22 protein-coding genes are annotated in these 21876 nt (G+C 34.2%); 7 read left to right on the top strand and 15 right to left on the bottom strand.

Annotated elements, in window-relative coordinates; all coding sequences use genetic code 11:
- Positions 1 to 272: 272 nt before the first annotated feature.
- The 4 genes from yajC to GGR32_RS11640 all read right to left on the bottom strand — a co-directional run bounded on the left by yajC (position 273) and on the right by GGR32_RS11640 (position 3264).
- A complete protein-coding gene (yajC, locus tag GGR32_RS11625) occupies positions 273 to 569 on the bottom strand; it encodes a preprotein translocase subunit YajC (RefSeq protein ID WP_183478377.1) in 297 nt (98 codons plus the stop codon).
- A 9-nt stretch (positions 570 to 578) separates the two neighbouring features.
- Complete coding sequence (locus GGR32_RS11630) at positions 579 to 1073, bottom strand: DUF1573 domain-containing protein (protein WP_183478378.1); 495 nt, start codon at positions 1071 to 1073, stop codon at positions 579 to 581.
- Between the two features lie 57 nt (positions 1074 to 1130).
- Positions 1131 to 2072 carry a transcription antitermination factor NusB gene (gene nusB, locus GGR32_RS11635; RefSeq protein WP_183478379.1) on the bottom strand — a complete coding sequence of 314 codons (942 nt, stop codon included), beginning with the start codon at positions 2070 to 2072 and terminating at the stop codon, positions 1131 to 1133.
- A gap of 94 nt (positions 2073 to 2166) precedes the next feature.
- Positions 2167 to 3264, bottom strand: a complete 1098-nt coding sequence (locus tag GGR32_RS11640; RefSeq protein WP_183478380.1) for a Leu/Phe/Val dehydrogenase — start codon at positions 3262 to 3264, stop codon at positions 2167 to 2169.
- Between the two features lie 129 nt (positions 3265 to 3393).
- Here GGR32_RS11640 and GGR32_RS11645 point away from each other — a divergent pair, with 129 nt between their 5' ends.
- Both GGR32_RS11645 and GGR32_RS11650 read left to right on the top strand, forming a co-directional pair.
- Entirely contained in the window at positions 3394 to 5148 is a 1755-nt protein-coding gene (locus tag GGR32_RS11645) for an ABC transporter ATP-binding protein (protein WP_183478381.1), read from the top strand.
- Positions 5149 to 5224: 76 nt separating this feature from the next.
- Complete coding sequence (locus GGR32_RS11650; protein ID WP_183478382.1) at positions 5225 to 5602, top strand: PUR family DNA/RNA-binding protein; 378 nt, start codon at positions 5225 to 5227, stop codon at positions 5600 to 5602.
- Positions 5603 to 5672: 70 nt separating this feature from the next.
- Here the strand turns inward: GGR32_RS11650 and GGR32_RS11655 are convergent, their stop codons facing one another.
- Positions 5673 to 6005 carry a tRNA-binding protein gene (locus GGR32_RS11655; protein WP_183478383.1) on the bottom strand — a complete coding sequence of 111 codons (333 nt, stop codon included), beginning with the start codon at positions 6003 to 6005 and terminating at the stop codon, positions 5673 to 5675.
- Between the two features lie 78 nt (positions 6006 to 6083).
- Between GGR32_RS11655 and GGR32_RS11660 the strand changes: the two genes are divergently transcribed.
- From GGR32_RS11660 to hemN, 5 genes are all read left to right on the top strand, one after another.
- Positions 6084 to 6641 (top strand): thioredoxin family protein, encoded by a 558-nt coding sequence (locus GGR32_RS11660; protein WP_183478384.1) that lies wholly within the window; start codon positions 6084 to 6086, stop codon positions 6639 to 6641.
- Positions 6642 to 6830: 189 nt separating this feature from the next.
- Positions 6831 to 8057 carry a PAS domain-containing sensor histidine kinase gene (locus tag GGR32_RS11665; protein ID WP_183478385.1) on the top strand — a complete coding sequence of 409 codons (1227 nt, stop codon included), beginning with the start codon at positions 6831 to 6833 and terminating at the stop codon, positions 8055 to 8057.
- Positions 8058 to 8076: 19 nt separating this feature from the next.
- Entirely contained in the window at positions 8077 to 9108 is a 1032-nt protein-coding gene (locus GGR32_RS11670) for a response regulator (protein ID WP_183478386.1), read from the top strand.
- A 115-nt stretch (positions 9109 to 9223) separates the two neighbouring features.
- Positions 9224 to 10018 carry a universal stress protein gene (locus GGR32_RS11675; RefSeq protein ID WP_183478387.1) on the top strand — a complete coding sequence of 265 codons (795 nt, stop codon included), beginning with the start codon at positions 9224 to 9226 and terminating at the stop codon, positions 10016 to 10018.
- Positions 10018 to 11391, top strand: a complete 1374-nt coding sequence (gene hemN, locus GGR32_RS11680) for an oxygen-independent coproporphyrinogen III oxidase (RefSeq protein WP_183478402.1) — start codon at positions 10018 to 10020, stop codon at positions 11389 to 11391. Before GGR32_RS11675 ends, hemN begins: the two co-directional genes overlap by 1 nt.
- 2 nt (positions 11392 to 11393) lie before the next feature.
- Here the strand turns inward: hemN and GGR32_RS11685 are convergent, their stop codons facing one another.
- The 10 genes from GGR32_RS11685 to GGR32_RS11730 form a co-directional block, all read right to left on the bottom strand.
- Positions 11394 to 11780, bottom strand: coding sequence for a group III truncated hemoglobin (locus tag GGR32_RS11685; RefSeq protein WP_183478388.1), 387 nt, complete (start codon positions 11778 to 11780; stop codon positions 11394 to 11396).
- 42 nt (positions 11781 to 11822) lie between these two features.
- Positions 11823 to 13091: an acetyl-CoA hydrolase/transferase family protein gene (locus GGR32_RS11690; RefSeq protein WP_183478389.1), complete on the bottom strand. Its 1269-nt coding sequence runs from the start codon at positions 13089 to 13091 to the stop codon at positions 11823 to 11825.
- A 25-nt stretch (positions 13092 to 13116) separates the two neighbouring features.
- Entirely contained in the window at positions 13117 to 13833 is a 717-nt protein-coding gene (locus GGR32_RS11695) for a sulfite exporter TauE/SafE family protein (protein WP_183478390.1), read from the bottom strand.
- 2 nt (positions 13834 to 13835) lie between these two features.
- The gene (locus tag GGR32_RS11700) at positions 13836 to 14288 is read right to left on the bottom strand and encodes a FixH family protein (protein ID WP_183478391.1); all 453 of its coding nucleotides are present in this window, start codon (positions 14286 to 14288) and stop codon (positions 13836 to 13838) included.
- Positions 14289 to 14300: 12 nt separating this feature from the next.
- Positions 14301 to 15722, bottom strand: coding sequence for a cytochrome c oxidase accessory protein CcoG (gene ccoG / locus GGR32_RS11705; RefSeq protein ID WP_183478392.1), 1422 nt, complete (start codon positions 15720 to 15722; stop codon positions 14301 to 14303).
- Positions 15723 to 15766: 44 nt separating this feature from the next.
- A complete protein-coding gene (locus tag GGR32_RS11710) occupies positions 15767 to 16741 on the bottom strand; it encodes a cbb3-type cytochrome c oxidase N-terminal domain-containing protein (protein WP_183478393.1) in 975 nt (324 codons plus the stop codon).
- On the bottom strand, positions 16731 to 16922 hold the full coding sequence (locus GGR32_RS11715; RefSeq protein ID WP_183478394.1) for a CcoQ/FixQ family Cbb3-type cytochrome c oxidase assembly chaperone: 192 nt from the start codon (positions 16920 to 16922) through the stop codon (positions 16731 to 16733). Before GGR32_RS11715 ends, GGR32_RS11710 begins: the two co-directional genes overlap by 11 nt.
- Positions 16923 to 16934: 12 nt before the next feature.
- Entirely contained in the window at positions 16935 to 19142 is a 2208-nt protein-coding gene (gene ccoN, locus GGR32_RS11720) for a cytochrome-c oxidase, cbb3-type subunit I (protein ID WP_183478395.1), read from the bottom strand.
- Complete coding sequence (gene ccoS, locus GGR32_RS11725; RefSeq protein ID WP_183478396.1) at positions 19142 to 19330, bottom strand: cbb3-type cytochrome oxidase assembly protein CcoS; 189 nt, start codon at positions 19328 to 19330, stop codon at positions 19142 to 19144. Before ccoS ends, ccoN begins: the two co-directional genes overlap by 1 nt.
- 100 nt (positions 19331 to 19430) lie before the next feature.
- Complete coding sequence (locus GGR32_RS11730) at positions 19431 to 21812, bottom strand: heavy metal translocating P-type ATPase (RefSeq protein WP_221403738.1); 2382 nt, start codon at positions 21810 to 21812, stop codon at positions 19431 to 19433.
- Between the last annotated feature and the right edge of the window lie 64 nt (positions 21813 to 21876).

Here is a 21876-nt window from a genome sequence, read left to right on the forward strand (position 1 = left end):
GTTATTTTCTCATTTTCTTCTTTTAATGCCAATGTATAAAGTAAAGGCAGATAATGTTCAGGAGTCGGAATGGCCAAATCAAAGGCTTTTCCTTGCGATTTAAAGTCGATTAAAGGTTGAAAATCCCCACTTAAAATATGACTCTTCATTTTTTCGTTGGCTTCGGTAGCCCAATCGAAAGCAATTATTGCTTGAAAAGTTGGTATAAAAAAACCGTCTTGTGTACACAGGACGGTTTTTTTGTTGCTTATTGCAGTAAATTAAGGGCAGTATTATTTGCTCTCTTTTTCTTTAGGTGTATTTAAACTTTTACTTAGTTCTAAAGAAATAGCAGATCTATCGTAAGTAAGTTTACCTGCTCCTGTTTCTATGATTATAGCGTTTAGTTTATCGCTAAATCCAAAAACTTTTCCGTGTAAACCACTTTTTGTAACTACTTTATCTCCTACTTTTAATTCTTCTGCAAACTTTTTTTCTCGTTTTTGGCGTTGCATTTGTGGCCGTATCATAAAAAGATACATCACTCCAAATAAAGCTACAAACGGTAAAAAACTCATTAATTGTTCCATTCTATAATCTTAGTGGTTATGCCCTTCGTGACCTGTTTGTGCTTTTGCTGCGGCTCCTGCTTTAGGCGTTACAAAGGCTTTAATTTTTACCATATCCTTACCTGTTTCTGTATTGGCGGTAATACGGATGGTTTTTATTTGGCTGTTTGGTTTTCCTGCAGAGTTAAATTTTACTGCAAATTCTCCTTCTGCACCTGGTGCTATTGGCTCTTTTGGAGGGTTTGGCACGGTACATCCACAGCTTCCTTTTGCGCTGGTAATTACAAGAGGTGCGTCTCCTGTATTTTTAAACTTAAAAATGTGCTCTACTACATCTCCTTCGTTTATGGTACCAAAGTCATGCATTTCTTTTTCGAACTCAATTTTTGCAAATTTTTCTGCTTTAGCATCTCGATCTGCTACTTCTTTTGCATTTTCTTCTTTTACTTTGTCTGCTGCATTTTCTTTACAAGAGGTAAACGCGATAGCGGCAACAGCAGCTATCATTAATAATCCTTTTTTCATCGTTTAGTTTTTAGGTTTAAACTTATTTTAATGGCTAAATATAAAAAAATATTATAGTTACATCAAGCCTCTGCCTATTTTATTTAGTTTTCCGTTTTCTTGATACTCTTTAGATAGTTTATCTAGTACTCCATTTATAAAGATACTGCTTTTGTTTGTACTGTATTCTTTTGCAATTTCTATACTCTCATTGATGGTTACTTTTACAGGGATTGAAGGGAATTTTAGAAACTCGCATACGCTCATATCTAACAAAATTCTATCAATTTCTGCGATTCGTTCTTTATCCCATTTTGGGGTTTTGCTTACAATATCGTTTTCGTAACTGGCTCTATTTAGAAGTGTTTTTCTAAATAAATCTAGGGCAAACTCTTGATCTTCTTGATTTTTAAAAAGCCTAGGAATTGCCATATAAGGATTTTTTTCTTTTACCTTTTGGATACTTTTTACGATACTTGTGTTTACTATTGGAAAATCGTCTAACCAGGTAAGTTTTTTATCTTCTATATAATCATATAATTTTGGGTTTGGCGCTATGATTTCTTTAAAGATGCTTATTAAGAAATCTTTATCTTCTTGAAAACTTGAGGTTCTAGTTTGGGTGTAATCGTGGTAGTATTGACTTTCTTTTACTTCATTCCAAAGTATATTTACATACTCATCGTCTTTTTTCCAGTGGTGAAGTTTTCTGTCTTCTAAAATCTCCTGAAAGTATTCATTTTGTTCTAACAACTCAATAACTCTATTCTGCGTGAATTTGTAGTTAGGGTTTCTATCATCTGAGGTGGCTAAACGTTTTTTCTGAACAATGTCTAGGTAATCTTTTGCTTTGTTTTTAATTTCTACAAGCAATGCAAGTTGCAGCAAAAAAAGATCGTACATATCTTCCATGCTTTTTTTTAGAAATTTTTCTTCAACTTCTATTCTGTCTGGTTTAGCTTGATTAAATGCATATAAGGATTGCATTACTTTTACACGGATATGTCTTCTTGTTAACATTGCTTTTAAAGAACTTTTACTATTAAAAAAGGGTGAAAAACATCGCTGTATTTCACCCTGCAAAAGTAATACTTTATCTTAAAACTATTTACTTTTATTTTTCTTTTTTACGTTGGTCTATTCTGTTTTGTGCAACACGCAAAGCGGCTTGATGTGTGGTAATACCTTCTTGTTCTGCTCTGGTTAAAATATCTAACGTGGTATTAAAGATGTTTTCTGTTTTATCCATAATTTGCGCTTTAGACCATTTTTCTATTTCGGCATATACGTTGATGATTCCTCCTGCATTAATTAAGAAATCTGGTGCGTATACAATTCCTTTTTCTTTAAGCATTTGCCCGTGAACCACCTCGTTTTCTAGCTGGTTATTTGCTGCTCCAGAAATTACAGCTGCTTGAAGTTTTGCAATGGTTTCATCGTTTACTGTTGCTCCTAAAGCACAAGGTGCGTAAATATCCATAGCTTCTGCATACAAATCGGTCCCTGTGTATATGTTTACACCGTATTTTTTGCTTACTTCTTCTAATCGCTCTTGGTTAATATCGGTTACAAAAACATTAGCTCCTTCTTTTGCGATACGTTCTACTAAGGCTTCCCCTACGTGTCCTATTCCTTGTACATAGATGGTTTTCCCTTCTAGGTTTTCTGTGCCAAATTTATATTTTGCAGCAGCTTTCATCCCCATATATACTCCGTGCGCGGTAATAGGCGAAGGGTTTCCTGTTCCTCCTCTGCTTTCGGAAATTCCACATACGTGCTTTGTTACTTCGTTTACGGTATCCATATCACTAGTTTCCATCCCTACATCTTCTGCGGTGATGTACTTTCCGCTTAATGAATCTACAAAACGACCAAATCTACGCATTAGCTCTGGGGTTTTCTGGGTTTTTGCATCGCCAATAATAACGGCTTTACCTCCACCAAGGTTCAAGCCTGTTACTGCACTTTTAAAGGTCATCCCTCTTGATAGGCGTAAAACATCGTTTAATGCTTCCCATTCGCTTTGGTAATTCCACATACGTGTTCCGCCTAAAGCAGGCCCTAAAACGGTATTATGAATACCAATAATTGCTTTTAATCCTGTATCTTTGTCTTGGCAAAAAACTACTTGTTCATGATCATCGAAAGAAAGCTGTCCAAAAACTGGAGCTACTTTTTTTAATTCTTTCGCAGAAATTTGTTCAGATGTCATAATTCTATACTTTATATGTTTTTAAAATTCTTTAATTTGTGCGTACCAAATGTAAGAATATTTTAATTTTGGCTGAAGTTTTTATATCTATTTTAATAATATTTCAAAATCTAAACTATTAACAGCTTCATGAAAGCACTTCAACATCTTAATAAATATTTTTTATTTTATAAGTGGCCTTTACTTTTAGGACTAATTATTACCGTTGCTGCCCGTATTTTTGCTGTTTATGTCCCGCAGTATATTGGGAGCTCTACCGATATTATTAAAAATTATTTAGAAAACAACACCACTAGCATTGCCGAGGTACGGGAGGCTTTGGTAATAAACATTGCTTTTATTCTAGGTGCTACTTTATTATCGGCTTTATTAACCTTTTTAATGCGACAAACTTTTATTGTGGTTTCTAGGCGTATCGAATTTGATTTAAAAAACGAAATTTATCAGCAGTATCAAAACCTATCATTAGATTTTTATAAAAAAAATCGTACAGGCGATTTAATGAGCCGTATTAGCGAAGATGTTTCTAAAGTACGTGCTTATTTAGGCCCTGCTATTATGAATACCGTATCTACCATTACCATGTTTATTGTTGTAATTGCATACATGATTAGCAAAGCGCCTATGCTTACTTTATATACCGTTGCTCCGTTCCCTATCTTATCCTATGCTATTTATAAATTGAGTAGAAGCATTAACCAACGTAGCAGCATGGTGCAACTTTATCTTTCTAAATTAAGCACATTTACCCAAGAGGCATTTAGTGGTATTTCGGTAATAAAATCTTATGGTTTAGAAAAAGAGAATAACAATAGTTTTATTGCTTTATCTAACGCTAGTAAAGAGAAAAATATTGACCTCGTTAAAATACAATCGTTCTTTTTCCCATTAATGGCATTACTTATAGGCGGAAGTAACATTTTAGTCATCTTTATTGGAGGCAAACAAGTAATAAATGGCAATATAGAGCTTGGTGTTGTGGTAGAATTTTTACTCTATGTAAATATGCTTACATGGCCCGTAGCTAGTGTAGGTTGGATTGCCGATATGGTACAACGCGCAGAAGCTTCGCAAGAGCGTATAAACCAATTTTTACAAGAAAAACCTAGTATTGTTAATAAAGAAAAAGGTCACACGCCTATACATGGCAAAATAAGTTTCAACAACTTAAACTTCACCTACGAAGATACGAATATCCACGCGCTTAAAAATATTTCATTTAGTATAAACACAGGAGAAACCTTAGCCATAATAGGAAAAACAGGCTCAGGAAAATCTACTATTTTAGAACTTATCGGGAGGCTTTATGATGTTCCTGACGGGGAACTCCTTATCGACGATAAACCCATTACGACTTTCAACCTAAACGAATTAAGAAAAGCTATTGGCTATGTACCACAAGATGCATTTTTATTTAGCGATTCTATAAAAAATAATATTCTGTTTGGTAAAGCCGATGCTACCAAAGCAGAAATGATACAAGCAGCAAAAAATGCCGCTGTACACAACAACATCAGTAACTTTAAAAATGGGTATGAAACTGTTTTAGGCGAGCGCGGAATCACTCTATCTGGCGGACAAAAACAACGTGTTTCTATTGCCAGGGCAATTATAAAAGACCCTGAAATTTTACTTTTTGACGATTGCTTATCGGCTGTAGATACAGAAACCGAAGAAGAAATTTTAAACAATCTACACCGCATTTCTAAAAATAAAACCACTATAATTGTGAGCCACCGAATCTCATCGGCAAAAAATGCCGATAAAATTATTGTTTTGGAAGATGGAAACATCATTCAGCAAGGCACTCACAATCAACTTATAAATAAAAAAGGATACTACCAAGAACTTTACATAAAGCAACTAAGTGAAAAAGAACATTGATTTTTTTTGGCTGATGTTAATTTTTTTAAGATTTTTGAAGCTATAAACCAATTTTACCTATTAATAATTTTTGATTATGAGCGATAACGGAACGATGCAGAAAGAAGAAATATTTGCTAAAGTTTTAAGAGCAGGAAGACGAACTTATTTCTTCGATGTAAGATCTACTAAAGCTAATGATTATTATTTAACCATTACTGAAAGTAAAAAATTCACCAATGAGGACGGCTCTTTTTACTACAAAAAACATAAAATCTATTTATATAAAGAAGATTTTGAAGGTTTTAGAGAAATCCTAGACGAGGTTACTCAATTTATTGTTGAAGAAAAAGGAGAGGAAGTAATTAGCGAACGTCATCAAAAAGATTATAAAAAAGAATACGAAGCCTCTGCAGAAGAAGACGGTAACAACCAAACCGATAGCTTTACAGATGTTAGTTTTGATGATATTTAAAAAATAATTATGTTTTCTTAAAAACAACTAAAAACCCTCGTCTTTTTTGATGAGGGTTTTTAGTTTTAAGCTAACTTACTCTTAATCCGTTGGGCACTTTTGCTTCTGGCTGAATTATTGTAACCTCATCTGCATTTACGGCTCCAAGCAGCAAGCACTCACTCATAAAATTAGCAATTTGTTTTTTAGGAAAGTTTACTACAGCTATGGTTTGCTTTCCTAACAAATCTTCTTTTTTATAGCGTTTTGTAATTTGTGCAGAAGTTTTTTTGACACCCAATTCTGCTCCAAAGTCTATTTTTAATTGATATGATGGGTTTCGTGCTTCGGGAAAATCATTTACTTCTATAATAGTTCCTACCCGCATTTCTATTTTTTCAAAATCGCTCCAAGAAATTTTCATATTTTATAGTTTTGTTGTGGCTTAAATGTAAGATAAATTATTATCTTGTTTATCGATTATTTCTATAAAAACAATATTATGGCATTAACTCCTTCGTCCGATATCCCAATGTTAACCCCTGCTCCGCATTTTTCATTAGAAGATGTCATTACAGGAAAATACCGTTCTTTAACAAACATGCAAGGCGAGAAAGGTACTGTTATTATGTTTATTTGTAATCATTGCCCTTATGTAAAGCATGTAAATGCAGAATTGGTGAGGCTTGCGAATGATTACCGCGTGCTTGGGTTTAGTTTCATAGCTATTTCTAGTAATGATATAGAAAAATATCCTGCAGATGCTCCAGATAAAATGGAAGAAATTGCTTTAAAAAACCACTATCCCTTTCCTTATTTATTCGATAAAGATCAAGAAGTTGCTAAAGCATATAAGGCCGCTTGCACACCTGATTTTTATTTTTTTAATAGCGATTTAAAATTGATTTATCATGGGCAATTAGACGATTCTAGGCCCCAAAACGGAATCCCTGTAACTGGGAGAAACCTGCGTGAAGCATTGGATGCTGTGTTAAACAACCACAAGGTAAGCAGTATTCAAAAACCTAGTATGGGGTGTAACATAAAATGGAAAAAATAATTTATTTACAATATTTTAGTTTAAAAAATAAACCATCTGAATCAAAATATCATTTAATATATTTTTTTTGATTAAAATTTTACAAATAAACCTCCAAAAGAACAACTAATAAATTAAAAAGTTTTTATAAGCTATTGAGTTTTGACTTCTTATTAAAATAGCTTATTTTTATTTCCATATATCTTAAATATGGGAAGTTTTAACGATCAACATAAAGTTGTATTTGAAGTACTGTTTAATGCCGTTTCTGAAGGAATTATTGTTGTTAATAAATTACAAAAAATTGTCGCCGTAAACCAAGCCGCTAATACCATGTTTGGCTACGATAAAGATGAACTTTTAGAGAATTCGCTAAGTGTATTAATTCCACAAAAATACAGACCTAATCACCACAAAGTTGCCAGTAATTTTATGGCCAACAGTCAGCACCGGCAAATGGGCTCTGGACGCGATTTATTCGGGCTACACAAAAATGGTAACAAATTTCCCGTAGAAGCTGGTTTAAACCCTTTAGAACTAGAAGGACAAGTTTATGTAATGGCTATTGTAACCGATATAACATTTAGAAAAAAACATGAGCAAGAAATACTTAACCTCAATGCTCAGCTTGAAGATAAAATTATAAAACGCACCCAAGAACTTAGAGACACTGTACTTAACTTAGAAGCCGAAATTAAACGCAGAAAAGAGGCCGAAAACCGTATAAAAGAAGCGCTACAAAAAGAACGGGACTTAAACAATTTAAAAACAAAATTTTTATCGCTTGTTTCTCATGAGTTTAAAACACCACTTAGCGGAATATTAACTTCTACTACACTGCTAGGAAAATACACAAAAGAGGAACAGCAAGAAAAACGCGAAAAACATCTAAAAACCATAAAAAGCAAAGTAAAGTACCTTGATAATATTTTAAACGATTTCCTATCGGTAGAACGTCTCGAAGCAGGAAAAGTATGCTATAAGCACAGTAAATTTCCGTTAAGCAAAGTAATTAACGAGGTCTTGTATGATGCTAATATGTTACTTAAACAAGGACAAAAAATAAATTACCCAAAAAACATCGACAACTTAGAAGTTTACTTTGACGAAAAAATATTAGAACTTGTTTTAACAAACCTAGTAAATAACGCTATAAAATATTCCGATAAAAACACGCTGATAGATATTGAAATAAATACTTCTAAAAATTCACTCTGTATAGCTGTTTCCGACCAAGGTATTGGGATTCCTGAAAAGGAGCAAAATTTTATCTTTAAACGCTATTTTAGAGCAGAAAATGCATTAACAAACCAAGGTACAGGTATTGGGCTTAACATTGCAAAAAATCACTTAGATAACCTTAACGGTAGTATTTCTTTTACCAGCACAGAAAACCAAGGAAGTACCTTTTTTATTAACATACCATACCAAGTATAAAAACACCAACCAACTTATTATGAAAACAATTTTACTTATAGAAGATGATATCGCTCTACGAGAAAATACTGCCGAGCTAATCGAACTTTCAGGATATAAGGTAATTACAGCCACCAACGGGCAAGAAGGTATAACAGAGGCAATTACCCACTTTCCAGACTTAATTATCTGTGACATCATGATGCCAAAAGCAGATGGCTATAGTGTTTTACAAACACTGTCTGAAATGCCCAAAACACAGAATATTCCCTTTATTTTTCTTTCTGCAAAAACAGAACACAAAGAAGTACGCAAAGGCATGAACCTAGGCGCCGATGATTACCTTACCAAACCCTTTGATGAAGAAGACCTCCTGCATGCCATAGAAAGTAGACTTGCTAAAGCAATACTTATGGCAAACCACGAAAATGAAAACAATGAAAAAATTCTTAACCTCCATGAACTCAAGATATTCTTTGATGATCATGGCGATAAAATCAGTATAAAAAAAGGAGAAAAACTTTACCAACTAGGAGAACATGCCAATTACATATACCTTATTACTAGTGGCGCCATAAAAACATCTCATATTGATGAGAACGGAAAGGAACTCACTACAAAACTCTATTGCTCTAACGATTTGATAGGCTTTAGCTCGTTTGCTGCACATACCACACATCTAGAAAACGCCATAGCTGTAAAAAACGCTGAATTAACAAGACTTCCCAATGAAGAGGTAAAGCAATTGCTAAAAGAAAACAAACAACTTAGCCTAGATGTAATAGATAATTTACAAGAAAACTTAATCGAAGTAAAGGAGCAACTTGTACAAATGGCCTATGCTTCTGTTCGAAGAAAAACAGCACAAACCATCCTAAAATTCGCAGAAGTATTAAATAAAAAACCGAGCGACCCAATTAAAATTACCCGAGTAGATTTAGCTAGTGTTGCAGGAATTGCCCCTGAAAGCCTTATAAGAACACTCTCTAGTCTAAAAAAAGAAGGACTTATAGAAATTGAAGGAAGAACCATCAAGATTCTATCGTTAGATAGTTTAACCGAAATTGTTTAAATACATTATTGTTAGTATTAGGCTTAAAATATTAGTACAAATTAATTAAAACTGACTTATATCATTCTTTACCTAAAAACATGCTATTAGATTTGTTTTCTAATCTAATAGAAGAATGCTATCTGTATTAATTTTAACCGACTTCTCTAATAATGCATGGGCGGCACTTAATTATGCCATCGGTGTTTTTTCTAGTACACAAGCAAATTATCATCTTCTACACATCAACGAACATGAAGAAATATCTTCTGCTATCAAAATAACAAAAGAAACCAAACTTTTACAGGAAAAACTGAAAAGAAATTTTCCTGAAATCGTTAATCAAATTAGCATACTTACCGATACAGGCAACTTTATAGAAACCGTTAGAAAACACATAAAAATCAACCAAATAGATTTTATTTGTATGGGTACAAAGGGGCTTCATCAGCAACAAAACGCTACCTTAGGAAGCCATGCTGCCGCAGTGATTACTCGGGTTAAATGTCCAGTGTTTGTTATCCCAGAAAAAGCACAAGTAAAACTACCTCAACAAGTACTGTTTCCTACAGATTTCAACAGCCTATACCAATATAAGGCTTTAAAAAGCTTACTTAAAATAGGTAAAATACACAAAACACTGCTAAACGTTTTATATGTTTTTAAAAAGCCCAGTAAATTTACAGAACTCCAAGAAAAACACCGCAATGTTTTACGTATGTATCTTCAGGAAATAAAACATCAATTTATTTTCCAACGCAACAAAACCCTCGAACATGCCGTACAAGCAGTAGTAGAAGCAACAGAATGCTCTTTAATAGCTATGCCTGCCAGGCACTTAAATTTATTTCAACATATTTTATTTGAACCTGAATCAGAAAAAATTAACTACCCAGAAACAATACCTTTTTTAGTTTTACACGCCAATTAATAAATATGAACCTACTCGACAAATACAATGTAAGAGGCCCACGATACACAAGTTTTCCTACCGTACCTCATTGGGATGATAAAAACTTCAGCCTCAAAAAATGGAAAAATGAAATTAAAAACACCTTTGTTAACTATAATGATGACGAAGGGATAAGCCTTTACATCCACTTACCATTTTGTGAACAAATGTGTACTTTTTGTGGTTGCCATAAGCGTATAACCCGCAGGCATGATATGGAAATGCCTTATATTACTGCTGTATTAACAGAATGGAATCTCTATTTAGAAATTCTACCAAAAAAACCTATTATTAAAGAATTACACTTAGGAGGAGGAACTCCCACATTTTTCTCTCCAGAGAACTTAAGTTTTTTAATAACAAGCTTATTAAAAACAGCTATTGTACCTAAAAATAAACACTTTAGTTTTGAAGGGCATCCAAACAATACAACCCGAGAACACTTACAAACTTTATACAATATTGGTTTTAGAAGGGTAAGTTTTGGGGTGCAAGATTACAACCCAATTGTACAAAAGGCTATTCACAGGGTACAATCGTTTGAAAGTGTAAAACAGGTAAGTGATATGGCTAGAGAAATTGGGTACACCTCGGTAGGGCACGATATTATTTTCGGACTTCCTTTTCAAACACAAAAACACATTGAAAAAACCATGGCTTATACAGAAGAGGTTAAGCCAGATCGTATTGCCTTCTATAGTTATGCACATGTACCATGGATAAAAGGTAATGGACAGCGCGGTTTTCTAGAAAAAGATATTCCTAACGCATTAGAAAAAAGAGCACAGTATGTTTTAGGAAAAAAACACCTAGAACAAATGGGGTACCAAGAAATTGGGATGGATCATTTTGCGCTTCCCGAAGACAGTCTTATTAAAGCTGCTGAAAACAAATTATTGCATCGAAATTTTATGGGCTACACCTCATCTAAAACCCATTTAATGATAGGCTTAGGAGTTTCTTCTATCAGTGATAGCTGGACGGCTTTTGCTCAAAACACCAAAAGCATCGAAGAGTATCAAGAGCTGGTAAAGGAAGGAATAATTCCTGTGGCAAAAGGGCATATACTATCTGAAAAAGATGAAGTAATAAGAAAACACATCTTAGCAATTATGTGTCAATTAGAAACATCGTGGGCAGCAGAAAACTTAGAGTTTGAAAATTTACCTCTGGTTTTAGATAGCTTAACAGGAATGGAAAACGATGGCTTATTACAAATAGATAGAAAGGCACAAAAATTAAGCATCACCGAAAAAGGCAGACCTTTTGTTAGGAATGCTTGTATGGCTTTTGACTTTTACTTAGATGATGATAAAAACGCAGAAAAACCTATTTTTTCTAAATGTATTTAAGCTTATTTTGGTCTTGCCGAAAATATTTTCATAAAAAAATTATGCCCTAAATTCCGAGCGTGATTCTTTGCACGCTCGGCTAAAGGGCCTTCAAAAAGCTCTTCTAAAGTTTCAAACCAGAGGTTTAGCCACACTCCAAAGTGATAGGCTTCTATTTTATGCTCGTATTTATAATCTACCTCAATATGAGCACGCCCTGGTCTTCCTTTAAATTTTTGTACTAGAAATAAATTGCTCTCCCAAAAATCGGTAAGTTTAGCTAAATGCTCATCCCAGTCGTTTATGGTTTCATTAAAAAAGAAACCTATATCCTTATTGGCTCTTACTTTTTTATAAAAAGTATGTACTAGTAACGAGACGTCTTCTCTATCTGCTATATCTTTTTTCATTTGCTAAAACTTTAATTACACCTACCTAAAATAAATAAGTTTCTATTTAAAACGTTCCCAAATTGCTTTTTCTAAATCTTCTTGTACCGAAGGATGTGCTATTTGCAAAAGAGCTTTTGCTCTTTGGTGTAAATTTTTCCCAAATAAGTTTACTACACCATTTTCTGTCGCTATATAGTGTATATGCGCTCTTGTTGTTGTTACATTTGCGCCATGTTTTAATGTAGGAACAATCTTACTTAAACCCGATTTTGTTATGGAAGGCATTGCCATAATTGCTTTTCCTTGTTCGGATAGTGAGGCTCCTCGCATAAAGTCTAACTGCCCTCCTACGCCAGAATATTGATATGTCCCAATAGTATCGGCACAAACTTGCCCTGTAATATCTATTTCTATGGCACTATTTATGGCGGTTGCCCTTGGGTTTTTTCTTATTATACTAGCATCGTTTGTATAGGCTGCTTCTTTGAAATGAACAATAGGATTATCATCTAAAAAATCATACAATTTTTGTGAGCCTACTGCAAAAGAGGTAACAATTTTTTCGTTTTTTATTACTTTTTCATTCCCTGTTATAATTCCTTTTTCGATAAGTGGCAAAACACCATCTGAAAACATTTCTGTATGAATACCTAAATTTTTATGATTCACTAACTGCTCTAGTACGGCATTAGGAATTGCGCCTATACCCATTTGTAGCGTAGCCCCATCGTCTATTAACTCGGCAACATACTTTCCTATTTTCTTAGAGGTTTCGTCTAATGCTATTAATGGTTGCCTATAGATAGGCTCATCTATTGCTACACAAACATCTATATTTTTTATATGAATAATCCCGTCACCATGAGTTCTTGGCACCTGAGGGTTTATTTCTGCTATTACTTTTTTAGCATATTTTAAAGCGCTTAATGTAATATCTACAGAAGTCCCTAAGGAACAATAGCCATGTTTATCTGGTGGTGATACTTGAATAAAGGCTATATCAAGCGGCAAAATGCCACGCTTAAACAACAAGTGCACTTCGCTAAGAAATATAGGAATATAATCTCCTGTACCTTTGTTTACAATGTCGCGTACATTACTCCCTACAAAGCAACTATTTACTTTAAACGAACTTTGGTAAGGTTCTTCTGTATATAATGCTTTGCCTTCGGTATGAAGGTGTACAAGCTCTACTGCTGATAATTCTTTATACCGTTTGCACAAAGCAGTAACTAAGCGTTGGGGCGTCATGGCTGCTCCTTGCACAAAAACTCTATTTCCTGATTGTACGTGCGATACAGCTTCCTCTATCGAGTAATATTTTCTCATTCTAACATTTTTTACAAATATAAGGCTACTCGGGCATAGGAAAGCAATTATACTCTGAAGAAACTTGGTGCAATGGCATTTCTTGCGGAGATAGATACGGTATCCCTAAACCTAAACCTCTAAGAATAAATAAAAAGCCTATTAATACAACGAGTATAGGTATTATTTTTTTGACATTATATTTTTTACTTAAATTTAATTTATTTCCTGCCAAAACAACTATTGAAAGTAAGGGAATGGTTCCTACTCCAAAAAATAACATATAAGCAACTCCCATAAATTTATCTGATAAAGCTAAGGATCCAAAAAGTGCTGCGTATAGTAATCCACAAGGTAAAAAACCATTTAGAAATCCTATGGTAAAAAAGGTATCTGGAGTTTTCTTTTTAAATTGATTTCCCAAGCTTTTTTTTATAGAAAATATCAAGCGTTGCAATGGTGAAAAAAACCCATAAAATTTATATTGAATTTTTGGCAAAACAGTAAACAAAATAAGGGCTATTCCTGCAAATATAGACAAGCCCTGTTGCCAACCAAAAAGGTTAAATTGTTCTCCTAATAAGCCTACTAAAAAACCAAATAGAGCGTATGTAAACAAACGCCCTAAATGGTACAAACTTAACTGAACATATTTTTTAATTTTATGTTTATAGTCTAATGGCAGCATTAAAGCTATAGGACCACACATGCCCATGCAATGTAAGCTCCCTAAAAATCCTAATACAAGAGCTGAGTATAACATAATTAATAGAATATACTTTTGGTATAATAATAAGGCCTACCATCTTTCTCCCAAAATAGTTGTACTTTATAACTTCCTTCTACTATTTTTTTATCTGGAATTAAAAATTGGTTATTTTTAACTACTAAAGGCACTTCTAAATCTAATTTTTTATTATCTGGTCTGTACATTGTGCATGTCCCTTTTGCTTGGTCTAGCTTCCATGCGCTAGGAAAGGTAATTAGTAGACCTTTTTCTTGTTTTTCTATTTTTGGGCTACCTTTTAAATAAGCTGCATTTTGAGCTGCATCAAGTTTATCCTGAAAATGTGTTTCTTGTTTATAATATTCTTCCACTACTAGGTCATGGCTAAATTTATCTTCGACACTCATTCTCACCACAAAATATAAGATAAAGCCTATAAAACCTATTATAGCGATAACTATTCCTGTTCCCCAATTAACTTTAATATTCATATTATCCAAATTTTATCGGTAACTACGTGGTCCTAAAAAAGTAACGCTTGTAGTTTCTATAAGGTTATTGTTAGCGTATACGCCTATTTTTACTCGTTCTTTATCGTCTTCTAGCATTGCGGCAGGAAGTTCTATAAATAATGTTCCTTCTACTAATTCTTGTTTTGGTACATCAAAACTTTGTTTAGTAACCCAGTGTATTTTTCCTTTATGAGAGAGTAAACCAAAATGTACGTTTTCTATTGTTTTGTTAGTTTTATTAACTAGTTTATAGGTGTATACATTACTTATTATGTTGTTTTCTTTATGCTCGTATAATTGTCCTGGTAATCTTAACACTCGTGCTTCTACATCACTTCGTAAGGTTAGCATGGTAACTAGCACTCCTATTAATAACAGTAGCACTGTTATGTAAGCTTTTATCCGTAAAGAAAATTCAAACTTTTTATTTTCTGCTATATTTTCTTCACTGGCATAGCGTATAAGCCCTTTAGGAAGGTCTACTTTTTCCATCATTGCGTCGCATGCATCGATACATGCTGTACAGTTTACGCATTCTAATTGTGTACCGTTTCTAATATCTATTCCTGTAGGGCATACATGTACGCACTGCGTACAATCTATACAGTCTCCTTTTCCAGAAGCTTCGCGGTCTTCATTTTTTTTGAATTTTGCACGTCCTTTTTCTTTTTCTCCGCGTTTATAATCGTAGGCTACTACTACCGATTTCTTATCGAGCAGTACGCCTTGCAACCTTCCATAAGGACAGGCAATAACACAAACTTGTTCTCTAAACCATGCGAATATAAAATAGAAGACTATAGAAAATATGATTAAAGAAATAAATGTACCTATGTGGTTGAATGGGCCTTCATAAATGTATTGCAAAAGGTGATCGCTTCCTATCAAATAGGCTAAAAAAATGTTAGCAATAAAGAAAGAAACAATATAAAAAAGTATCCATTTTGTTACTCTTTTTCTTATTTTCTCCTTGTCCCATTTCTGTTTTTTTAGCCTAATTTGTTTCCCTCGGTCACCTTCTATCCAGTATTCTATTCTTCTAAAAACCATTTCCATAAAAATGGTTTGTGGGCAAATCCAGCCACAAAAAATTCTTCCAAAAGCAACGGTAAATAGGGTTATAAATACCACACCTATTATCATGCTTATTACAAACAAGTAAAAGTCTTGCGGCCAAAAGGGAAAACCAAATATATTGAATTTACGTTCTAAGACATTAAATAATAAAAATTGGTTTCCATTAATCTTTATAAAAGGAGCTGCAAATAAAAATATTAATAATGCATAACTTACCCATGTCCTATACTTGTAAAATTTCCCTGATGGTTTTTTTGGGAAAATCCAAGCCCTTTTTCCCTCTTCATTAATGGTTCCTATAGAGTCTCTAAAAGATTCTTGATCGGGATTTGACATAATAGATGTTATTATTTATTACTATTTTATTTTTGCTAAAAAAGTTACTCTACCGCAGTGTTTTCGGTCATCGTTGTGTCTCCTGCAGTTGTGTTACTTTCTTCTACTGTTGTTTCAGGTGTATTTTTTCCTTCTGCTGCATTTTCATCTACCCAGAGTTCTCCTTCAGGTTCTTTGGGTTCTGCTGGGGTTGTACCTTGAAGCGATAGTACGTAACTAGCTACTTGGGCTCTTTCTAATGGTTTTAGGGTTTGGTCCCATGCTACCATTCCTTTTCCAGAGCGTCCTCCTTCGGATATTACTTTAAATATATTTTTTATTCCTCCTCCTAAAATCCAGTATTCATCGGTAAGGTTAGGGCCTATACCTCCACCGCCATCGGCTTTGTGGCAGGCTATACAGTTTGCTTGAAATATACTTTTACCTGCACCTAAATCTGTTGGGTTATCAAGAAATTCTACGGTATTAATATCGACTAAATTTTTAGCTGTTTTTTTGTATTCTGCAATGGCTAATTCTGCTTGAGCTATTTCCGTTTCGTACTCTTCTAGCTGACTGTAATCGTTAAATACATGAAATCTGGCTAAGTATACTACGGCAAAAACAATGGTGAGGTAAAAACCATATATCCACCATGGTGGTAAGTTGTTGTCTAACTCTTTAATTCCGTCATAATTATGGTCTAATACAATTTCAGACTCAGAAGACATTGGTTTTTTATCGAGCATTTTATGGTATGTTTTATTAAACCATGCCCAACGTTTCTCTTCTTCTGCTTGTTTAGCTAGGTTGTAGCGTTTTTTTTCTTCTTCCGATAAAGAGCGGTAAAGTACATTTTGTAATGCTGCTACGGATAGTTCTACCGCTAGTGCTAATATTCCTGCTACAAAAAGGATAAGCCATGTAATCGGGTATTCGCTAAGTGCAGATCCTCCTTCTACAGGTAGGGCATATTCTACAAGAAAGTATGCTACTGCCACCAGTACTGTTATACGAATATAGGATGCTTTATTTTTCATAAGGTTGGTCTTTTTCTATTTCTAATGGAATGTTACTCACTTTTTTTAAGTAATCTTTTTTACAGGTAAATACCCACCAAAAAAGAGCTACAAAAAAGATGAAGAAAATCAGTAAAGAGATGACGGGATATATAGCTACTCCATCTATGGTTTCTAAATGTCCTTTTACAAATTTCAGCATAGTTTTCTCTTTTTAATTTAAACTCAAGTTTGCTTCTTCTCCACTTGGGATTTCCACCTTGATATCTGTCCCTAAACGTTGTAAGTAAGCTATTAAAGCAACAACTTCTCTATCTCTCATATCGATAAAATCTAAGCCATTCTCTTTGGCATATTTTTTATCAGCCTGGTAGGTTTTTGCAAAGTCAGGATCGGTATGTAAACTTTTTTCTATTTCTAGTGCTTGTTTATCCATCCATTCAACAGCTTTAGCAATATCTTCTTCTGTATAAGGTACGCCTAGTTTTTGCATTACCTTCATTTTATCTTGTATGTCACTACGATCGTGAGCATCGGTAATTAAGTTTTTATAGCTAGGCATAATAGAACCTGAAGACGTGGATTGAGGGTCATAAAAGTGGTTAAAATGCCAGTTATCTGAATATTTCCCGCCTACTCTTAATAAGTCTGGCCCTGTACGTTTACTTCCCCATAAGAAAGGCCTATCGTAAACATATTCTCCTGCTTTTGAAAACTCTCCATAACGTTCGGTTTCACTCCTAAAAGGTCTGACCATTTGTGAGTGACAAGACACACATCCTTCTCTAATATAAAGATCTCTACCTTCTAATTCTAGTGGTGTGTATGGTTTTACACTACTTATTGTAGGGATATTGGATTTTACTAATATTGTAGGAATAATTTGTACTGCTCCTCCTATTAAAATAGTTATGGTTGCATAAATTGTAAGTCTAACTGGTTTTCTTTCTAACCAAGTATGGTAGCCTTCTCCTTTTGTTCTTTTTCCTGTAACACGCAGTAATGGTGCTGCTTCTGCTTTTTCGTCGGTTACTTTCGATCCAGCTCTTACTGTTTTAATAACGTTATATAACATTACGAAAGTTCCTAAAATATATAAGCTTCCTCCTATGGCTCTCATCCAGTACATTGGCATAATTTCTTGTACGGTTTCTAAGAAATTTCCATAAACTAGTGTTCCATCTGGATTAAATTGTTTCCACATAGAAGCTTGTACAAAGCCTGCCACATACATAGGTAAACAATACATTACTATTCCTAATGTACCTATCCAGAAATGGGCATTGGCTAATTTTACAGACCATAAATCTTTTTTCACTAATTTAGGTATCAACCAGTAAATCATACCAAAGGTTAAGAAACCATTCCATGCTAATGCCCCTACGTGAACGTGCGCAATAATCCAGTCGGTAAAGTGGGCAATTGCATTTACATTTTTTAACGATAGCATTGGCCCTTCAAAAGTAGCCATACCGTAGCCTGTAATTGCGACTACCATAAACTTCAATACGGGGTCGGTTCTTACTTTATCCCAAGCCCCTCGTAAGGTAAGCAGCCCGTTAATCATACCTCCCCAAGAAGGCGCAAGAAGCATAATAGAGAAAGCAACTCCTAAGTTCTGTGCCCAATCTGGTAAAGCAGAATACAATAAGTGGTGAGGTCCGGCCCAGATATATATAAAAATAAGCGACCAAAAGTGTACAATAGATAATCGGTATGAATACACAGGGCGGTTAGCAGCTTTAGGCACATAATAGTACATTAAACCTAAAAACGGTGTAGTTAAGAAAAATGCCACCGCATTATGCCCGTACCACCATTGTACAAGTGCATCTTGCACCCCTGCATAAGCCGAATAACTTTTTAGAAAGTTTACAGGTAATGCTAAACTATTAAAAATGTGTAATACTGCTACTGTTACAAAAGTAGCCAAATAGAACCAGATAGCTACATAAAGGTGACGCTGACGTCTACGTAATATTGTAGCAATCATATTCCATCCAAAAACTACCCAGACTACGGCTATCCCTATATCTATAGGCCATTCTAATTCAGCGTATTCTTTTGTTGTTGTAATACCTAAAGGCAATGTAATTGCTGCTGCTACAATTATTAACTGCCAGCCCCAGAAATTAATATTACTCAAGGCATTGCTATACATACGTGCTTTTAATAAACGCTGTAGCGAATAATACACACCCGCAAAAATAGCGTTTCCTACAAAGGCAAAAATTACCGCATTGGTATGTAGTGGTCTTAATCTACCAAAGCTCAGCCAAGAAACTCCCTCGGTTAGCGTAGGAAATAAAAACATAAAGGCTAACAGTAGCCCAACCGACATCCCTACAACGCCCCAAAAGATGGTGGCGTATAAGAATTTTTTAACAATCTTATTGTCATAATAAAAGACGTCCTTTTCCATTATGATTTTTGGTTTTTAGAGGTTAGATTATTTGATGTTTTTTCTACCAACTCATCCTCAAAAAGCATACGTACGGCAGGGCTATGCAAATCGTCATATTGCCCTCGTTTTACGGAAAGCAAAAACACGACAAAAAATACGATAGCAACACATATACTTAGCGCTAATAAAAGATAGATAACACTCATGGATTTAGATTATACTTCAAAAATACCAGAGAAGACTTTGTTAAAAAATGACATTTATCAGCTTTATTTCTTTTTATTTAGAATATTTAAGCTTAGTAATTTACAAACCCATTTTTTTTGCTGAGACATTTGCGTAAACCGTTACAAAGGCTAATACACTTATAGAGCTTAATGGCATAAGAATAGCTGCTATTACAGGCGACAATTGCCCTGTAACTGCAAAATACAAGCCTATAACATTGTAAAAAAACGAAAGCATAAAACTCGCTTTAATGATATGAATAGTTTTTTTAGAAGCTTTTAAGAATGTATCTAAGGCTGCAAATTTTGTAGCGTCTAAAATAGCATCACACGCAGGCGAAAACACATTGGTGTTTTCCGATAACGCAATACCAACATCACTCTGAGCCAATGCACCAGCATCATTTAAACCATCGCCTATCATCACTACTTTTTTTCCTTCTGCTTGAAGTCGTTTTATATAGTTTAATTTATCTTCTGGCGATTGTTTAAAAAACATTTGTGTTTCTGATGGTAAAATTTGCATTAATTTTTCACGTTGACTATCGTTATCTCCAGAGAGGATAACTAGGTGATAGTTATTTTTTAATCTTCTGAAAAGTGTTTGTAAGCCTTTTCTGTATTTATTAACAAAAATATATTTCCCTTTATAATCGGGTTGCATTTTTATATAGACAGAGGTTTCTTCTAATTTATTATCGGTTTGGATACCTACAAAGTTTGCCGAACCTATTTTAATTTCTTGTTTTCCTTTTATTGCTGTTATCCCCTTGCCTATCTCTTCAGAGAAACTATCTAAGGTGGTAATGTTCTGCGACTGCAAAAAGCTATATAATGACCGGCTTAGTGGGTGGTTTGACGACCGCAAACTTGCCGTGAGTAGGCTTTGTTCTTCTGGGGTTAAAGCAACCCCTTCGTAGGTAATTTGTTTTTCTTCTTGCGAAGTCATTGTTCCGGTTTTATCAAAAACCAACGTATCGGCTTGTGCTAATTTTTCTATAACTTGTGCGTTTTTTAAATAAAATTTCTGATAACCAAAAATACGCAACATATTTCCTAAGGTAAATGGTGCCGATAGTGCCAATGCACAAGGACACGCTATAATAAGTACTGCTGTAAACACTTGTAAGGCTTGGCTAGCATCTAAATACAACCAGATTGCCGTAGATACAAAAGCAATAAGTAAAACAATCCAAGTAAAGTGCCTGCTTACCTTGGTTATAATATTTTTATACGAGGCATCTTTATCTTTAGAAAAAATTTCTTGACTCCATAGTTTTGTAAGGTAACTCTGCTCTACTGCTGCTAATGCCTCTACTTCGATAGCGCCTTCTAATTGTTTTCCTCCTGCAAATAATTTTTCTCCTACAGTTTTTGCTACGCTTTTACTCTCTCCTGTTACAAAACTATAATCTAGCAATGCTTCTGGACTAAGCAATTTAGCATCTACTGGTAACAATTCATTATGCCTAATGAGTAAATGATCTCCGTTTTGAATTTCATATACCTGAATACTTTCTTCTATTATTTTACCTGATTGGTGTTTTACCCTTGTTACTGCAATTGGAAAATAGGATTTATAATCTCGCTCGAAAGAAAGAAATGCATAGGTTTTTTGCTGAAAAAACTTTCCTACCAACAAAAAGAAAACCAAGCCTGTTAAACTATCAAAAAAACCACTTCCTATATCCAGCACAATCTCTGTTGTACTTCGGATAAAAAGGACTATAATGCCTAAGGCTATCGGTACATCTATTGTTAATGATTTTGCCCGCAAGCCTTTATAAGCTGCAATAAAATAATCTTGAGCTGCATAAAAAACTACAGGTAACGAAAAAGCGAACATTACCCACCTAAAAACATGCTTGTAACGATCTAACCAAAATTCTGAAACCTCAAAATATTCTGGAAAAGATAAGAACATTACATTACCAAAAGCAAACCCTGCAATACCTAGTTTATAAAATAAGCTTCGATCTGTTTTTGTTTTTTTCTTATCTAAATTTTCTAGACTAATGTAAGGTGTATAACCTATTTTTCCTAGTAAGCTTACCAGCTCTCTTAATGTATAAGCTTCTGTTTTGTATGTAATACGTACCGTTTTTTTAGGAAAATCTACCTGAGAATGCCTTATATTATCGTTGAGTTTTTGTAGGTTCTCTAACAACCAAATACAGCTGCTACAATGTATATGAGGAATGTATAAATTAACTACAGCAATATTAGCGTCCTCAAACTCTAAAAGCTTTTCTATTATTTCGGGCTTATCTAGAAAAGTATATTTTTCGGTAACTTCTGGAGTTGTTCCTGCTTGTTCGGCATAATCATAATAACAACTTAAATCGTTTTCAGAAAACAATTCATAAACCGTTTTACAACCTGTACAACAGAATTTTTTTTCATCGAAAACAATAGGGTGTTTTCCACAAGAGTCTCCGCAATGATAACAAGAAGCTTCCATTATAGTTATTTTAAGTTTACAAATTTGTAGATTTAATAGGCAAAATAACATGATATTTATCATC

The organism is Mesonia hippocampi (assembly GCF_014197445.1).
GTDB lineage: Bacteria > Bacteroidota > Bacteroidia > Flavobacteriales > Flavobacteriaceae > Mesonia > Mesonia hippocampi.

Excerpts from the sequence above, each read along its gene's own strand:
- GGR32_RS11655 (WP_183478383.1), bottom strand. The coding sequence starts at position 6,005 with ATGAAAATTTCTTGGAGCGATTTTGAAAAAATAGAAATGCGGGTAGGA.
- yajC (WP_183478377.1), bottom strand. The coding sequence starts at position 569 with ATGGAACAATTAATGAGTTTTTTACCGTTTGTAGCTTTATTTGGAGTG.
- GGR32_RS11730 (WP_221403738.1), bottom strand. The coding sequence starts at position 21,812 with ATGGAAGCTTCTTGTTATCATTGCGGAGACTCTTGTGGAAAACACCCT.
- GGR32_RS11690 (WP_183478389.1), bottom strand. The coding sequence starts at position 13,091 with ATGAGAAAATATTACTCGATAGAGGAAGCTGTATCGCACGTACAATCA.
- GGR32_RS11645 (WP_183478381.1), top strand. The coding sequence starts at position 3,394 with ATGAAAGCACTTCAACATCTTAATAAATATTTTTTATTTTATAAGTGG.
- GGR32_RS11665 (WP_183478385.1), top strand. The coding sequence starts at position 6,831 with ATGGGAAGTTTTAACGATCAACATAAAGTTGTATTTGAAGTACTGTTT.
- GGR32_RS11630 (WP_183478378.1), bottom strand. The coding sequence starts at position 1,073 with ATGAAAAAAGGATTATTAATGATAGCTGCTGTTGCCGCTATCGCGTTT.
- GGR32_RS11670 (WP_183478386.1), top strand. The coding sequence starts at position 8,077 with ATGAAAACAATTTTACTTATAGAAGATGATATCGCTCTACGAGAAAAT.
- GGR32_RS11715 (WP_183478394.1), bottom strand. The coding sequence starts at position 16,922 with ATGCTGAAATTTGTAAAAGGACATTTAGAAACCATAGATGGAGTAGCT.
- GGR32_RS11700 (WP_183478391.1), bottom strand. The coding sequence starts at position 14,288 with ATGAATATTAAAGTTAATTGGGGAACAGGAATAGTTATCGCTATAATA.
- GGR32_RS11660 (WP_183478384.1), top strand. The coding sequence starts at position 6,084 with ATGGCATTAACTCCTTCGTCCGATATCCCAATGTTAACCCCTGCTCCG.
- GGR32_RS11675 (WP_183478387.1), top strand. The coding sequence starts at position 9,224 with ATGCTATCTGTATTAATTTTAACCGACTTCTCTAATAATGCATGGGCG.
- ccoG (WP_183478392.1), bottom strand. The coding sequence starts at position 15,722 with ATGTCAAATCCCGATCAAGAATCTTTTAGAGACTCTATAGGAACCATT.
- nusB (WP_183478379.1), bottom strand. The coding sequence starts at position 2,072 with ATGTTAACAAGAAGACATATCCGTGTAAAAGTAATGCAATCCTTATAT.
- GGR32_RS11650 (WP_183478382.1), top strand. The coding sequence starts at position 5,225 with ATGAGCGATAACGGAACGATGCAGAAAGAAGAAATATTTGCTAAAGTT.
- GGR32_RS11685 (WP_183478388.1), bottom strand. The coding sequence starts at position 11,780 with ATGAAAAAAGATATAGCAGATAGAGAAGACGTCTCGTTACTAGTACAT.
- ccoS (WP_183478396.1), bottom strand. The coding sequence starts at position 19,330 with ATGAGTGTTATCTATCTTTTATTAGCGCTAAGTATATGTGTTGCTATC.
- ccoN (WP_183478395.1), bottom strand. The coding sequence starts at position 19,142 with ATGGAAAAGGACGTCTTTTATTATGACAATAAGATTGTTAAAAAATTC.
- GGR32_RS11710 (WP_183478393.1), bottom strand. The coding sequence starts at position 16,741 with ATGAAAAATAAAGCATCCTATATTCGTATAACAGTACTGGTGGCAGTA.
- GGR32_RS11695 (WP_183478390.1), bottom strand. The coding sequence starts at position 13,833 with ATGTTATACTCAGCTCTTGTATTAGGATTTTTAGGGAGCTTACATTGC.
- GGR32_RS11640 (WP_183478380.1), bottom strand. The coding sequence starts at position 3,264 with ATGACATCTGAACAAATTTCTGCGAAAGAATTAAAAAAAGTAGCTCCA.